At 62.4% G+C, this 16109-nt stretch carries 11 protein-coding genes and 2 pseudogenes; 5 read left to right on the top strand and 8 right to left on the bottom strand.

What is annotated here, in order from left to right; all coding sequences use genetic code 11:
- A pseudogene (locus tag NS4_RS31605) lies at positions 1-139 on the bottom strand (IS3 family transposase); the annotation flags it as partial.
- On the opposite strand from NS4_RS31605, the gene NS4_RS21705 reads away from it, so the two are divergent.
- Entirely contained in the window at positions 83-346 is a 264-nt protein-coding gene (locus NS4_RS21705; protein ID WP_063061367.1) for a helicase associated domain-containing protein, read from the top strand. The pseudogene NS4_RS31605 and the gene NS4_RS21705 sit on opposite strands and share 57 nt — an antisense overlap.
- Positions 347-1383: 1037 nt before the next feature.
- Here NS4_RS21705 and NS4_RS21700 read toward each other — a convergent pair.
- The 3 genes from NS4_RS21700 to NS4_RS21690 form a co-directional block, all read right to left on the bottom strand.
- Positions 1384-2412, bottom strand: coding sequence for a tyrosine-type recombinase/integrase (locus NS4_RS21700; RefSeq protein ID WP_063061366.1), 1029 nt, complete (start codon positions 2410-2412; stop codon positions 1384-1386).
- Positions 2409-2864 (bottom strand): hypothetical protein, encoded by a 456-nt coding sequence (locus NS4_RS32690; protein WP_169811796.1) that lies wholly within the window; start codon positions 2862-2864, stop codon positions 2409-2411. The genes NS4_RS21700 and NS4_RS32690 overlap by 4 nt, the downstream gene beginning before the upstream one ends.
- A 592-nt stretch (positions 2865-3456) precedes the next feature.
- Entirely contained in the window at positions 3457-4017 is a 561-nt protein-coding gene (locus NS4_RS21690; protein WP_063061364.1) for a restriction endonuclease, read from the bottom strand.
- Between the two features lie 269 nt (positions 4018-4286).
- On the opposite strand from NS4_RS21690, the gene NS4_RS21685 reads away from it, so the two are divergent.
- Complete coding sequence (locus NS4_RS21685) at positions 4287-6347, top strand: GNAT family N-acetyltransferase (protein WP_063061363.1); 2061 nt, start codon at positions 4287-4289, stop codon at positions 6345-6347.
- A 67-nt stretch (positions 6348-6414) separates the two neighbouring features.
- Entirely contained in the window at positions 6415-6888 is a 474-nt protein-coding gene (locus tag NS4_RS21680; RefSeq protein ID WP_063061362.1) for an ASCH domain-containing protein, read from the top strand.
- Between the two features lie 13 nt (positions 6889-6901).
- Here the strand turns inward: NS4_RS21680 and NS4_RS32340 are convergent, their stop codons facing one another.
- Positions 6902-7249, bottom strand: coding sequence for a hypothetical protein (locus NS4_RS32340; protein WP_157106168.1), 348 nt, complete (start codon positions 7247-7249; stop codon positions 6902-6904).
- A 1806-nt stretch (positions 7250-9055) separates the two neighbouring features.
- Between NS4_RS32340 and NS4_RS21670 the strand changes: the two genes are divergently transcribed.
- Together NS4_RS21670 and NS4_RS21665 are read left to right on the top strand one after the other, a co-directional pair.
- Positions 9056-9421 (top strand): hypothetical protein, encoded by a 366-nt coding sequence (locus NS4_RS21670; protein ID WP_157106167.1) that lies wholly within the window; start codon positions 9056-9058, stop codon positions 9419-9421.
- Positions 9422-9564: 143 nt separating this feature from the next.
- On the top strand, positions 9565-12837 hold the full coding sequence (locus NS4_RS21665; protein WP_157106166.1) for a P-loop domain-containing protein: 3273 nt from the start codon (positions 9565-9567) through the stop codon (positions 12835-12837).
- 209 nt (positions 12838-13046) lie between these two features.
- Here NS4_RS21665 and NS4_RS21660 read toward each other — a convergent pair whose 3' ends face one another.
- From NS4_RS21660 to NS4_RS21650, 3 genes and pseudogenes are all read right to left on the bottom strand, one after another.
- A complete protein-coding gene (locus tag NS4_RS21660) occupies positions 13047-13676 on the bottom strand; it encodes a 3'-5' exonuclease family protein (RefSeq protein WP_063061358.1) in 630 nt (209 codons plus the stop codon).
- Between the two features lie 18 nt (positions 13677-13694).
- The gene (locus tag NS4_RS21655) at positions 13695-14468 is read right to left on the bottom strand and encodes a hypothetical protein (protein ID WP_157106164.1); all 774 of its coding nucleotides are present in this window, start codon (positions 14466-14468) and stop codon (positions 13695-13697) included.
- 1182 nt (positions 14469-15650) lie between these two features.
- A pseudogene (locus NS4_RS21650) lies at positions 15651-16109 on the bottom strand (site-specific integrase); the annotation flags it as partial.

Raw genomic sequence — 16109 nt, 5'->3', positions numbered from 1 at the left:
CTGGGGTCAACCGACCGGGCCGGGATTGCCTGCGTCGGCGGTGGTAGGTCCGTTCGATCCACGTCACGATCGCGATCCGTAGTTGTTCGCGGGTGTCCCACCGCTGCCGGTCCAGCACGTTGCGTTGCAGGAGGCTGAATGGGAATTAGGATTCAGCCGACTCGTCGCGTACGTCGACCAGCACGGCCACGCCCGCGTCCCGCAGAGCTACATCGATGAGACTCTTTTACGGCTCGGCGTATGGGTCCTCACCCAACGGCGGAGAAAAACCAAGGGCGCCATCTCCGAGGAACAGGTCGAACGGCTCGAAGGCTTGCCCGACTGGACATGGAACGCAAAAGAATGACACCACACGATGGACCGACCTGTCGTGCTAGTGAACGCCTCGGGCGCACGCCGAACGTGCGAGCATTGCGATCAACCACTGACGCGCCGCCCTACGAATCGTAGTTCGTTGCCCCCCGCAGGTGGCGTTGCTGATCGCAGATCAAGGCTGAACAGCGTCGTGGGACCTGAGCCAGGATCCACGACGCTGTCCCGGTTCGGTCGGCCGCGGCTTGCCGGTGACCACTACACCCACCACAGGGTCAGCGCCAACCTCGCCGCCGCGACCCGCCACGACACGCGCTGATACATGAACCACCAAAACGAGGAGTAACCCGCCGGGCCAAACACAATAAGAAAGGTCAGACCCAGTCTTAGACCGGGCCTGACCTGCCATTTCTGTGGAGCTTAGGGGACTCGAACCCCTGCCCCGCTCAAGGCGCTAATTGCTAGTCCCTGCGACACCTAGCGAACACTCGGCGCAGCCGACGAAGTACAGCGAGTCGTACATGCGAGCAGCAATTTCGAATGGTTCCGCCCCTCCCTGTGGCCGGCAATGCGGCTGCGCCCCGACCGCCGCAGCCCGGTCCCCCTACGCGCGCGCTGGACCAAGTTCCGCGGCCGCGTGTCGTCCCGACCCTGACGTGGAAGCGCCCCGAGGAACGCGACAGCCTCGCACCGATCGCTCCCGCATCGCTCAGTGGGAGTGCACACCGCTGGCATGGGTCAGGGCGAGGAACATATCCTCGGCAGCCGCCGGTGAGATACCCAACGGCGGTGGCGACTTCGGCGATGGTCGCGGCGGTGTAGGTGCCGGTGCGTAGACACAGTTGCCGCCGCAGAAATGCTACGGAAAAGGTGTCCGAAGAGGACACGAACACCTACACACTGTCTTGACCTGCGGATATATCAAGAACAGTTCATAGAATCTAGGCATAATTGCAGGTCAGATAGTCGATTTTGTGTCCGGAGGGGGATCAGAACACTTGAATCGCAGCAGCTGCACCGGGGTTCGGTGTGCATGCAGCCAGAGTACACCGGTGTTGTAGTTGTTCCTGGTCAGGTCATGAACTCCTCTGGTTCGTAGGACTGTTGCGGGCGAGGGGGTGTGGTTGCCCGGTCAACGCTGAGAGTGCCTCGGCGCATTCGGGCAGGGATGCTGTGGTGTAGATCGGGGTGGCCGATAGGCCTGGGTTTTTGTGTGCGGCGTAGCGGCGGGCGATGGCTTCGCCGTAGTGACGCTCGACGTAGGTAAGGGTGGTGTGCCGGAGCCAGTGCACGGTGACGCGTTTTTGCTTCGGCCCACGCGAGATGGTGGTGGAACCGGTTGTGCAGGTTGTCGTAGCGCCGGTCGGTGATCGGTTTGCCGTTGCGGGTCCGCAACACTTGATGCCGGGCCGGTGCGGAGGCAGCGCCGCGGTTGGCGACGTGGTCGAGTAAACGGTGCATGAGCAGGGGTGTGATGGGGTGCCAGGCGTCGACACCGCCCTTGTGGTGCAGCAGAACAGTGCAGTCGTCGGTACTGAGGTCGTCGACCCGTAGCTTGAGTGCCGCTTCGCGTCGGCAGGCGGTTTCGATGTGCAAGCGCACGATGAGTGCGTCGAGTTCGGGGTCGTTGCCGGTTTCGATGGCGATGCGCCCGAGTTCGGCGACTTGGCGTGGGGTGAGGGCGTGGCGGGTGCTTTCCAGTTTCGGTGGCATCGGCACTTTGGTGGCGGGGTTGGCGGCGGGGGTGATGAGGCCGTCGAGTTCGGCGAGCCGGTAGAGACGCCGGATACCGTGCAGGAGGTTGCGGGTCGCGGCACTGCCGCCGCGCCAGTTCGACCGGATGACCGCGCCGGCTTTGTATCGGTTCATCAGTTGCAGGATCTCGGTGGGAGTCGGATCGGACAGGCGTCGAGGGCCCCATTCGGTGAGCAACAATCGCCAGTAGGCGCCGTAGCACTCTTGTTGGGCTGCGGATTCGGTGGCGAGTATGTGTGGGATGAATCGGTCGAAGGTCGCTTCTGCCGGGGTGGGTGTGTGCGGCGGGCTCGAGTATCTGCGGGTGAGGGTGTTGCGGAGCGCGGCGAGGGTGTTGTCCTTCATGACTCGCTCCCCCGCAGCCCGGGACAGTGGGCTTGTACTGCGGCGGCCAGGATCCGCGGTGGCAGGACGGCGAGTATCTCCGCGCTGGGTGAGGCGGCGACCAGGACCCGATCGCCCGGGTAGAGGCCGCATCGGTTCCTGATCCGCGAGGGCAGGACCACGAAACCGGAGGCCGGTAACTGGTGGCCCTGTGGTGCGCGGCGGATCACGATTACCCCCTGTTGCAGGGTCATCGATACTGTCTGTCCTGGCTGCCAGTTCAGTTCCCGGACCGTGGCGCGGGCGGCGAGCCGGCCTCGATTGTCCATTGCGGTCACCGAACAGTGCAGATCAGTGGGGGCATGCTCGCCGAAGGTGTCGGGGAATGCGAACTCGGTGACGAGATTGTCGGATACCGGTGTGGGTGTGGGTGTGGTCTCGGGGTAGAGGCCGCCGAAAAATTCCTCCGCCATGCTCATACCGACCTACCCGAGCTGGGTGGGAACGGGGTACTGGGGCTCGGCAGCGGAAACCACCTGGTCAGTGGGCCGATGAGTAGCTTCGTGTCTTTCCGCCGGTGTCTCGCCGTGAAATCACTAGCGGGTCGGGCCGTCGGGCTACCGATCGAGGTTGCCCTGCTGTTTCGCGGTTCGAATCGAGGGTCGGATCCGTCGCGGCGGGTTCGGTGGTATCGGCGATCATGGTGGCCGATGACGTGGATACCGGCTGGGATCGACCGCGCACGAACGGTTACGGCCGTGGGTGGATGGGGCATAAGGCACCGCTTTCACGCCTGCCAGCTGACTTCCCCACCACCAGAGTACCGGCTACGCCGTCAGCACGAAACCACCCCGCAACAGTAGCCAGGCTTTTCATTTCGCGTGGCCATTGAAGCCGGCCCGTCCGGCCGAGCGCAGATCCCGACCCGTCAACCGGGCCGACGAAGGTGAGGTGCACGGCGTTGACGGCGGACCTGCCGGGCGCCCGGATTTCACACCGATGAGCTTCCGCATGCATACCCATGCAGTGCACGGCCAAGGAACCTGGGCAGTCTCCGGTGACGTATCATGTCCACGGTGCAGGGATTGTGCCTGCATTCCATTTCGCCAGCATAGCGTTGTCCACCAGCCGAATCCCGGTACGCTCGGCGGTCTGCCGCGCCGAACGGGTGAAACGCGACGTGGTGATCAGCACTGCGACGTCGTAGTTGTGCCAGGTGCTGAGGCCACCGACGAACTGCTGCATCTCCCGATCCCCCACTGCATGGTTGATGCTGTAGCGCTTGGCCTGCACGATCAACCGCCGCCCATCGGCGGTGGTCGCGACGACATCGGCCCCGCGATCCCCGGCACCGCCGCTGACCTCGACATCCCGGCACCCCGCCGACCGGCACAACGAGGCAAGCGCATGCTCGAACTGCTTGTCATCCATCGAGTGGAACGGCAGCACTGCCCGCAGCTGATCCTGCGCACGTTCCACCCGGCGGCGCCGCAACCAGTAGCGGGCATAGAACGCGCCGCCGATACCGGCCACCACGGCGATCATCCCAACGACGATGATCACGGCATTATCGCGAGCGAACTGCATCACCGGAACCCCCACAACGAACACGGCGATCCCGGCCATCCCCAGCACACCAGCACTGGATGAGCGGCGGCGACGTCTGCCCACCTGCACTCCCCTGCTCCATGAACCCCTGCGATATCGATCAGGCCGAACTGTAGCCCCAGGCCCCGACAGACTCGGCTGAACCCAGTCCAGGGGTTCACAGCGCTTCCGATCAACACAGCAGTCGTCCAACCAATCTCGGATTCATTTCCATCTCCGCGAGAAAAATGTTGACGCAGAGCCGAATACAGCCGACGCCGCGGCCCAATACATAGGATGATCGATCTATGGTCGCGCTCGAAATCGACGACGTACGGCCGGACGATCCGGTGATCGACGAGCTCATCAGGTTGGGTAAGCGCTATAGCCGAACCCTGGGAATGATGCCAGCAGGCGCTTTCAGGGACGCCACCTACCAAGGCGGCCTGCTGGCTGCCAAGATCGAGGGTCGTCTCGTCGGCTATGCCCTGTTTCGGCTTCCCCGCAACAACCAGGTCATGCTTTCACACCTGTGCGTCGACGCCGAGGCACGAGGATCGGGCGTTGCCCATGCGTTAGTGGATGGGATCACAGCCAGACACACGTCCCGCCTGGGCATTCGGGCCAAGTGTCGCGACGATTACGAACTCAACCCCATGTGGGAGGCATTGGGCTTCCACCCACGAGGTACTGCCATCGGCCGCGGAAAAGATCGCAGCCCAATGACCGTATGGTGGCTGGACCACGGCCACGAGGACCTGTTCAGCTTCCTCACCGAACCCGAAATGCTAGACGACGAGCCCGATCTGATCGAGGCGGCCCTCGACCTCAATATCCTCATGGACCTGCACACGCGAACAGCCACTCGCAGCGCACAGAGGTCCCAAGTATTGGTTGCCGACCACCTCGTGGGTCGTCTTCGCCTGGTCGTCACCAACGCTGTCGATCGCGAACTCGCACAGCATGCACGGGTCCAACGAGCACCGATCGAGCGAGCCGCGAGCCACTACCCCCGGCGAGCTGCGGCCGCAAGCGAAGCCGAAGCCATATTCACGCAACTGGTCCGAGCATCGAACGGCCTCGGCGAGAAGCTGTCCATCCAGGACGAGGGGGATCTATGGCAAATCGCGGAAGCGGTGGCCGCCGGAGTCGGTGTCCTATTGACCTGGGACGACGGGATGCGCAAACGGTTCAAGAGCCTGCAACCAACTGTGCCGGCTCTGGCCGCCTTCCACGTCCTGGATCCTGACCACCTCGTCACTCACCTGGACAAGGTGGCACGAGCTTGGGCTTACCAGCCCGCAAGGTTGCAAGGCAGTGCATACGACCGCGTTCGAGCCAGCGCGGACGACGAAACCCGCCTACTGGAATTTCTGGGCCGGACTTCAGGGGAGACCCGCGGCGAACTGCGTGACCTGCTGCGCAGGCTCGCGCGCGAAGATGTGCCGCGATGGCTGATCCACACCAGCGACGAACCTGCCATCGCCTGCTACGCCGCACACCTCGACAGCCGGGTCATGCGGGTGCCTTTCCTGCGGACCGCCGGACACCCGATGTCGGACACCATCGCCCGCCAACTTCTCTGGCTTCTGCGCCGTGATGCACGGGAACAGGGAGCATATGTCATCGACGTGTCCGATCGACACGTAGGCGGCGTCCTCACACGCGCGATGGCATCCGAACCGTTTCACCACCACGATCATCACAGGTACGCCTGGGTTATTCCGGTATGCGGGAAAAGCCACGAGATCGGCCAGGCCGCCAATGAGGCGCGTCAACTCGTCGATGCAGCGCCGGGACCATTGTTGCGCCCCGGCCTCCCCCCTCGCACTGCTGCCGAGATCGAGCGATCGCTGTGGCCAGCCAAATTGACCGATAGCGCCCTGAGGCACTACATCATCCCCATTCAGCCCCGGTGGAGCGGGGAACTGCTCGGCTACCCGAGTCAGCTCACAACCCGCCCCATCGAGCTATCGCTCGGCCGCGAACAGGTCTACTACCGAGCCGCCGATCGCAAGCTGACCGCACCCGCCAGAATCTTGTGGCGAGTCAGCCAAGGACGCAACACCTCCGCAGAGATCATCGGCACATCGCTACTCGACGCAATCGAAGTCGACACCCCCACACGCCTGCATGCCACTTTTCAGCACTACGGAGTATTCGACCTGCCGCTGCTGGAGAAGCTCGCCAAGGACAGACCCACAGTGCAAGCCGTACGGTTCTCCGACACCGAACTATTCGACACACCCATCTCCAACAGCACCTACAACCAGCTGAGGAACCAGCACGGCGGCCCAAAAGCGTTCTACGGACCTCAACCCATCGAACCGGAGCTCTTTGCCGCCCTATATCGCTCCGGGACTACCTAACCCGAGCAGAACCCGAACCTGCGCGTCGAACGTGCGTTCGACCATGCCCGCAGATAAAGTGCGTGCCATGATCGCGACACCTGCACCAGAATACGGGCATCCACCCGCGCCCCGCCCGCTGCTCCTGTCGCTCCGCCCCAGATTCGCCCATGCCATCCTCGACGGCACGAAGACCGTCGAATTACGACGCACCCGCGTATCCGCGCCCCCCGGGACGCTTCTCGTCCTCTACTCAAGCTCGCCCGTCATGGCCGTGGTCGGCGTGGCAACACTCGCGGAACGCGATACCGACAGCCCGGAGATCATCTGGCGACGATACCGACGGCAAATCGGCCTGTCACGAGCGGAATTCTCCGACTACTTCACCGGCACCGAGCACGCCACCGCCCTTACGATCGTCAACCCTCGGGCACTACCAGAATCGATGACGCTCAGTTGGTTACGATCACACGCCACATTCCAACCTCCCCAGAGTTACCGATACATCACCCCCACCGACCCCGCCCCCCTCGCCGAACTTGCCGTGGCTTCGTCGAGCTGATCGAACCGGTCTGTCAGGGCGGACGGTGACCGGAGAGGCCGAGGTGGCCTGTCTCGACGCAAGGAGGCATCGCGTCGGAGAAGTCGCGGCCGAGGCCCTCTCGGCAGCAGAAGGTTTGGATGCTCCGATTGCCCAGGAATTGGCGCACACGGTCCGAAAAGTGAGTGTCACGCTGGGCCGGTGGTTTGCCGAGCAGCACCTGACAGTGGGGCATCAGCGACTGCGCCCCAGCGCCTGTCGAAGATCGTCCGTGAACGACCGCCGGGAAGCGTGTCTGGAGTTTCTGCAAACCGCAACCTCCTTCCTCGCTCGCATCGAGCGCGGCGATCAGGTCGACCTCGCGGGTCTCTTTGCGCAGCACGCGCAGTTCGTCGGGGCGCAGTTCCGACTATCCGATGATGACGGTCCAGGACTTCCGGCCGCCGGGCCGGAGCCTCTGCGCGGGTTTTAGTTTCGATGGCGTATTCCCTCCCGGGCTCGGACTACCACCGGGGCGGCTGGCTGGACAGGCCCCCGGCCTGACTGGCTCCGAGAAGGCACTGCTCGTCGATGCGTAACTGCCGGGCACGCGCCGAGTATGGCGGTGCATCCGATCGACTGCTGCCGCCGCCCAGCGCGACCCACGAGCCAGCCAGACCGAGCACTGCCCGAACCAGCCGCCACACCAGTTACGCATCAGTGCACCGCATCGTAGGTCTCAGCCGGCGAGCACCTCGGCATCGTACGGGTAGTGCCATCGATCGAGCTCCGCAAGACCCTTCCCAGCCCCGCGGTCCAGCACCATCTCCCACCGCAGCATAACTGCCATCACTGGCATAACTCCTGAAGCTCCATGACTCCCGAAGCTCCATGAGTCGCGAAGCTCCATGACTCCCGAAGCTCCATGACTCCCGAAGCTCCATGAGTCGCGAAGCTCTATGACTCACGAAGCTCTCGTACCCGCCAAACATTCCTTTCTCACATTTGCTGCATAGTTCGGTTTTTCAGGGAATTGCCCGTTTCCGCGTTCTTCCATTGCCTGCCTGCGCAATCATCACGGCCAAGACAGCGTGAAAATGATTTCATGAAATCAAGAAATCTAGGACCTCCTTCCTCGGCAGCCGCCAACGGCTTTTGCGAGCCAAGATGCAGACATGTCTGCATCTTGGCTCGCAAAAGCCGTTGGAGTGCAGGTGTTATAGCCGATGTGTCTGTGATATTAAATAGATCACATCAACCATCGGAAGGAAAATGGAAAGTTGAGGGAAAGTCGCAGGTCTGCGCATCCAGAAGTTGATGAAAGTCGCCCGCTTGCATTCGGACGCAACAGCATTGGCGTCCCGGTTCCGCCAGCTCAGTGTATGGTCACTTCTCGCAACAAGAATCTGGTTTCGGACCACCTCAAGGAGACCACCCGTTGAAATGCCCACCCTCTCGGCATGTGCGCACGCGCACCACCGATTGATTCCTCTCAGATGCTGGCGGCAACGCCGCATTCGACACATCGCGGTGCCCCGCAGTAGGCCTTGACTGTGCCGTCCCTGTACAGGGTCACCGCACCCGCATCTTGATCCAGGCCCGCGCTTCGCCCATCGAGGGCGAACCACTCGCTACCACATCGGCAGGCCAAGGAGCGCTCAGCATCTGAGGGCTGGCGACGGCTGTCTATAGAAATCACGAAGGAGTCAGACATGGCTTACCACCACCCACTCGGTCCGGACGGCACCTGGAAGACGGGTCAACGCGTCCCGGCCACGGGAGTTTACGTTGATCAACACGGTGTCGCCTCTACTCACAGGAGGCACGACACCTTCCCGCCTTGTGTCGGCAGGAATGGTGAAGTGGCCTTCCGGTATTTGATCAAGGTCGCACAGCTTGCTGCGTAACCGTCTTGTGTGATGCGTCCTGGAGAGTCACGGGTCCAATCGGGCTCGCTAGGGGCACATCCTGCCACCGATCCGGCCGACGTGCTGAATCCGTTGCCACAACTGTGATTTTTAGCCCAGACCAGAACCACATTCGCGCCTGCTCACCAGCCTCCAACCTGATGTCTCGGACCGAGGGTCGCGGTACCCAATGGTGCTGGAGATCCGTTCGCAGCGCACGAGCGGGATTCCCTGTGTCGGCTGGTTTTCTGGATTCTGTCCTGTGAGGATAAGTCTCACCATTTCGCGTGCAGGAGGTCGGTGTGGCTTCGGGACAAGTATTGACACGGGTAGTCGCGCCCACGGCACTGACCGCTGCGATGTCGACGGGCTTAGCGGTGGCGGTGAATTACGCGACCGGTGGGGACCATTCGCTGTGGATGTGGGTAGCCGTCGCGGTGCTGACCGCCGGAGTCTTCGCCGCGTCGTTGTGGACCCAATCGACCCAGTCTTCCACTCTCAGCAACGAGTCCACTCGGGGAGTCTTCCTGCGGAAGATCAAGTCCCAGGGCGGGATTAGCGCTGATGGAGTCCGGTCCTCGGGCACCGGAGTAGAGATCGCCGGGGGGCAATTCGGTGGGGATATGGAGTTCAAGAACATCACCGGGGGCGATGCCTCACACCCATGATCCGTGGGCGACAGTCGGGTGCACCGCTCTACGACTTCGACCGAGTCCATGTCGGCGGCGATCTGCGAATCTCGCACCATCTCCACCTCGGCATGGTGCCGGCCAGCAGTCTGCATGACGGGAGGTCGCGCTATATTTCGCAAGTGCGCGAGTTCCTCGCACCCATCGACGGGCTGCAAGGTCGGGAACACGAACTCGACCAGCTAACGGGGTTCTGCCACGGTGAGCAGCCCTACCTGTGGATCAAAGCGAAACCGTGGGCAGGGAAGTCCGCCCTCTTGACCTGGTTCACACTGTTCCCACCATCGAAGGTGACGGTGATCGGGTTCTTCATTACCGACCGCCTCGCCAACCAGAACACGCACACCGCATTCACCGCCGCTGTCCTGGACCAACTCGGTACCCTGCTACCCGATCAACAGCCACTGATCGCCGCCACAACACTCACTCGTGACGGCTTGCGCAACGATCTGCTTAATCTCGCCGCTCGCAACGAAGCCGACGCCGGCCGCCGGCTGGTGCTCGTCGTGGACGGACTGGACGAGGATACCGGCACTCCGCCCATCGTGACACTTTTACCCGCCCGGCCGGATCCGAACCTGCGGGTCATCGTCGCCAGCCGACACGGACCCACACTGCCCATCCCTCACGGGCACCCCCTTACCAAGGCCCAGCCTCACCCACTCGCTTCCTCACCCTTTGCTGCCGATGTCAGAAGCAAGGCCGTCCGCGAACTCCGCGCCTTGCTGCGTGGCCCTGTCGAGCACCGTGAGCTCCTCGCACTGATCACCACCGCCAACGGCCTGACCGCCTCCGAACTCACCGACCTCACCGGCATGGCGCCGTTCGAGATTCATGAACTGCTGTACGCGGTCGCCGGACGCAGCCTGCGCACTCGTTTGGCCTACTCCAGTCTCGACGACACCGGAGACCCCGTCTACGCGCTAGCTCACGAAACCCTGCAGCGCACCGCGGAAAGCCTGCTCGGCACCACCTACACCAACAAGTGCCTGGACCGATTGCACGCCTGGGCCGACCGCTACCGCAGCCTCGGCTGGCCCACCGACTCCCCCGACTTCTTACTACACCGCTATCTCTCCGTCCTCGACAGACACAACGACCTCCCACGAATGATCACTGCCGCCCTCGACACCACCCGCCACGCCCGGATACGCATGCGGACGGGGAGCGACTGGATCGGCCTAAACGAAATCCGCCTCGTGCAGCAACGCATCTATGAGCAGCCCGCCCCGGACCTGCTCGCGACCGCGCGGTTGGCGCGCTATCGTGATCACCTACACAGACGCAACGACAGCATCCCCCTTCAACTGTGCACTGTCTGGGCTGGTCTGGGTAACCTTGAGCGCGCGGAAACTGTCGTCCGCAGCAACGCCAATCCGCAGGCGCGAGTATACGGACTGATCGACTTGGCCGTGACAGTAGCGGCGACCGATCCTGAGCAAGCCGATCGACTCATCGACCAAGCAATCGCCGCGGCTTCCCACATCTCGCAGACAAGCATGCAGGGCTTCGCCCTCGCGTACGTAGCCGAGCAGACTGCAAGAATCGACTTCGATCGCGCAGAAGCCATCGCTCACAGTATCGCCGATGCATACCAGTGCACCCAAGCGCTGATCTGGTTGGTGCACAGTGCAGTGATCATTGCGCCTGACCGCGCTCCACGCCTGGTTCGTGAGGCCGACGCCGCCTCGCTCGCCATCCACGACCCTGATCATCGCGACATGGTGGCAGGTTATTTGGCGACCGCGAGGGACCCCCTGGATCTCGACGAATCGGAAACCATCGCCGACGCAATCATCGACCAGTCGCAGAAGTTCAGCTTGCTCCTCAGACTCGCCCGTCTCGCTGCCGTCACCGACCCGGCCCGTGCCGCAGCACTCATCGAGAAGGCGGAGGCCGCGGCCCAAGGGTTCTCCGACATGGAACGCAGGGCCAACGAGCTCGTCCGTGTCGCTGCGGTCGCGATCAGTATCGATCCCGGACGGTGGGTGCGAATTGTCGATGAAGCCGAGGATATTGCTCGCAGCATTCTGGACGACGCGTGCCGGGCTCGAGTACTCGCTCGATTGGCTGAGGTCGTCATCGAGTTCGACTCGGAACGTGCTGCGAGTATCGCGTTCAACGCGGAAACGATAGCCGTGGGCGAGGCTGAAAAGGGCGTCAGCGACTATGTCCTCGCTCGCCTAGCCCCGTTGCTCGTGGGTATCGATTCGGATCTCGCCGAGGCCCTGGCACGTCAACTCAACGACCTGGAACAGCGAGACTACGCCCACACGCATGTGGCGATCACGATGGCGAGCGTCGACCTCGACCGCGCTGGATCGCTGGCTCAAGATATCTCTGACTCGGTGCAGCGTAATCAGGCGTTCGTGCAGATGGCGATAGCAGCAGGCGCCGTCGACCTCGATCGCGCCGAGATTCTGGCACATCGACTCCCAGCACTTGAGGAGCGGGCGTATGTACTCGCCGCACTAGCCGAAAGGGCCGCCACGGCCGATCCTCCTCGCGCTGGTCGACTAACCGACGATGCAGAAGCTATCGCGCGTAACCTTCCTGAAACTACTCAACAAACCCACGCTCTCGGCACCGTAGCCAAGGCGATCGCCCGGACCGATCCCGACCGCGCTGCTGGACTGGCTGCGGACGCGGAGAAGACCGCCCGCAGCATCACTATCCCCGCGCAGCAGGACCACCCGCTCATCCACCTCGCCAAAGCAGTAGCCAGCTTTGATTCCGAGCGCGCCGAAGCCATCACCCGCAGCATCACCGACCCGGCGCAGCGAGCTTATGTACTCGCCGACCTCGCTGCTGCGGCCGCAAGCCACGATCCGGATCGCGCGATGCGTCTCGCACACGAAGCAGAAGTCCTGGCCAACAACATCCACGAACCCCTACACCACTACTCCACACGAGCGGACGTGGCCAAAGCGATAGCGCGCATCGATCCCGACCGCGCCGAAGCTATCGCCCGCGCCATCACCGATCTCGGATTCCAATCGGCAGCATTCGCACAGCTCGCCGCCGCATGGGCACTCTCCGCACCCGATCGCGCCGAGTCCATAGCCCGCAGCATCCACGATCCCATCCAGCAGGCAAACGCCCTCACCCACCTCGCACAAGTAGTCGCAGCAACTGGCTCCTCCCTCACTGGGATAGCCGGCCACGCTGAAGCCGGTGCGACGTCACTGAACGTCTTATGTGCCACTTCTGAACTCGCATCGAGACAGCCCGCGCGCCTACTCGCGATCGCCTTGTCCGTCGCACCATGGGAGAGGGCTCTGCCCGCCTTGCCTGTGGTCGCCCCGACTGTCCTGCATGCCCTCACAACAGAACTCGTGGTTGGTAAGGACTCGATAGGGACCCATAGACAGGCAGATCAGATACCGTCCGACTAATCAAAGACCAAGCGGCTTGCACCCACGGTCGGCATCATTCTGACGATCTCCGTCGCGGTTTGTGGATGGATCACCATTCACAAACCAACAAACCGCCGCCTACCGCTCCTGATCCGATGACGAACCGGCACGCCGAAGAATCCAGTACTTCGTGGCCGGGTCGAGGAACCGACGGCCAGATTATCTGCCGAATGTTGCAAAACGCGGCACTAATATGCGTATACGTCGCCGGCTCCAAGTAGGTCCAGTGCAACTCGGCAAGGGATATAGTCGAAGGACTGCAGAATCAGGTGCTCTAAGCCTCGTTGCCGGGCCTCATTGAGTTCGCTTGCGAGTAGCGACAGTAGGTGCCGAACATCAGTTGCTGCGTAGTCTAGCTGGGCTGCGGTCAGTTCTTCGGCTAGCCAATTTGAACGTTGCTGAGCTTTGCTGATTTGGATTCCGAGCCGACGAGACAGGATTGGCATCAGGCTATGCTCACTATTGTCCAGCTGCGGGTCAAGTATCTTCGACGCGACCTTTGTGCAGGCGACTGAAATTGGCGATGCCCGCCACTGGTAGCTCATGAAGCGCAGGTCGAACGGTGCGTGATGGAACACCTTCATCACCGCTTTGTCCTCAAGAAGGCCTATGAGGCGTTCCGGACGTTCGCGTCCGCTGAAGCGAACAACCGCGATGGCCTTGCCAGCTGCGACTTGGCAGGTGGCAATTCGGTCTGCTCTCCAGTCGAGCCCTGATGTCTCGATGTCCCAGGCGACCTTGCCCTCCGCGCGACACAGCTTGAGAAAGCTCTCGTCCAGATCTGCGTGGTGGAGCTGCGTGTTAGGACTGTGCATCATCTCCGTCAAGAAACCCTCCTACGGTGCCAACTCGCTTTGCGCTCTGATGGCTTCGATATCGCGGTAGACGAACGTAAACAGTGATCCGCCGTCCACCACAAAGGTTGGCACAGAGGTCTGACGTTCTCGAGTGTGTGAGTAGAGAGTGACCACCGCGCGCTGTGTTCCGAACCGGTAGCAGCTGTAGAGGAGGTCCCCTTTGCGCAGCCAGACCTCAACCTGAGCTCCACCGGGCTGACTCATAGACCGGAAGTCAGTGATCGCTTCACGGACCTTGGCTCGGATCTCCCCGGTTGTGATGCTGAACCGCTGCGCGAGGTTGCTCATCGTCGCGTCATCGTCGGGGTGGGGTAGGAACACACGTATGCGGGCAGAGGGGTTAGTAGCGGCCTGGATGATGCGGCCTCGATGTATATTGCGCCATGTGCTGGCGTAGGCGACCACGATGTCGAGCTTCTGGACGTCAGCGAACAGATCGGACCAAACGACGTCGCTGAGATACTGGTCAGTAACTCGCTTAATGCCGGAGTTCTGAAGATCTGTACCAAGGTTCGCGATTTCCATCACCTCAGCGGTGAAGTTGCGGCGCCCCCACTGTTCCCACGCCAAGGTCACCAGGCCCGTAGCTAGCAGCAAGCCGCCGAGCTGGCTGACGAAAGCGGACCATGGTGCCCATTTCTCGGAGGAGATACTCGAAGCCAGCAGAAGGGCGACGCCGCTGCCGGACATCGCCCATGCGAGGTGTCCAATGGTCAAATTGGTAATGCGCCTCGATTGAGACCGTTCCGCCATGCGATGACCATACTTGCCCTGCCTCGGTCTGGGCTGCCAACTTGCCACTAATACATAGGCATTCAGCGTGGACGAAGAAGACGATCAACAGCCCTGGTTGCGGACAGTTTAACGGCTCGGCAATGCCTACGAACGGTCCACCGCCGGGCGTGATCGGTACTGAAGGCCGCGGTAGCTCTGCCCGATGTTTGGATCCGAGACACCGAGGACCGCCGATCCGCACCGCGCGCCGCATACCGTCGGCGGCGCGCCGATCGCCCTGGCGAGCGCGACGGCCTACACGGTGTTGCCGCCCAGGCCAACGGATCACTGAGCGGTGGTGCAGTACTACTTCCCGACCTGAACTGGCCACTGATCGGCGCACTACGCCACCTCGAACAGCAGCCCCGCCCAGTAGGCACACCGATCACGCAGGCTGTCGGATCCATCCCTGCGAGCGTCCGTGAAGCCTTCATCGGCGAAGCGCTGCCGACCGACGAACCCATGAGGTATCCCATCTCCTTGACACGTGATATACAATGCCCTTCCCACCGATCCCGGACTCTCCGCGCGACCATTCGCCGCCAGCTCAACCGGCCCGAGACCCACTCGATGACACACACGGCGGCCTCAAACCCGCAATGCCATCGCCTGGGCACCACAGTGCTGGCACGACACAACGCCTCCAAACACGTCCTACAGGCACTCCGGCACCAACGACAGGTGCCCACCGCCGCCCATCGAGAACCGCCGACTAGTCAAGACGATCTCGCCACCGAATACTCTCAGTCCGGTCTCGGTGGACCGAGCAGGGAAACAGGCGCCGTCCTCTACTCACACTGGAGGGGTCCCCCAGAGGCCGCACGTCATCCTGGCCCTGGCGTACCAGCGCGTGGGATTGAGATGCGCGACGGCGGTGGCGACTTCGGCGATGGTCCCGCTGGTGTCAGTGCCGGTGCCGAGACACGATTGCTGGAGCAGAAATGCCACAGATATGGTGTCCGAGGAGAGCGCTAACACCCACACAACGCCTTGACCTGCGGATATGTCAATACTAATTCATAGAATCTGCATATAATCGCAGTTCAGAAGGTCGAAAGAGTGTCCGGAGGGGGATCAGAACACTGGGTTTGCAGCAGATGCACCGGAGTTCGGTGTACATGCAGCCAGAGTACACCGGCGTTGAAGTTGCTCCTGGTCAGATCATGAACTCCTCGGGTTCGCAGGGCTGTTGCGGGCGAGGGGGTGTGGTTGCCCGGTCAAGGCTGAGAGCGCCTCGGCGCATTCGGGCAGGGATGCTGTGATGTAGATCGGGGTGGCCGATAGGCCTGGGTTCTTGTGGGCGGCGTAGCGGCGGGCGATGGCTTCGCCGTAGTGGCGTTCGACGTAGGTGAGGGTGGTGTGTCGCAGCCAATGCACGGTCACACCTTTGGCATCGGCCCAGGCGAGGTGGTGGTGGAATCGGTTGTGCAGGTTGTCGTAGCGGCGATCGGTGATCGGTTTGCCGTTGCGGGTGCGTAGAACCTGATGTCGGGCCGGTGCGGCGGCAGCGCCGCGATTCGCGACGTGATCGCGCAGGCGGGTCATGAGTAGGGGTGTGATGGGGTGCCAGGCATCGACGCCGCCTTTGTGGTGGAGTAAGACAGTGGAGTCGTCGATGCT

This window comes from Nocardia sienata NBRC 100364 (assembly GCF_001613205.1).
Taxonomy (GTDB): Bacteria; Actinomycetota; Actinomycetes; order Mycobacteriales; family Mycobacteriaceae; genus Nocardia; species Nocardia sienata.
Note: the sequence above shows the minus strand (reverse complement) of the source record. Positions and strands in the feature narration are given on the sequence as shown.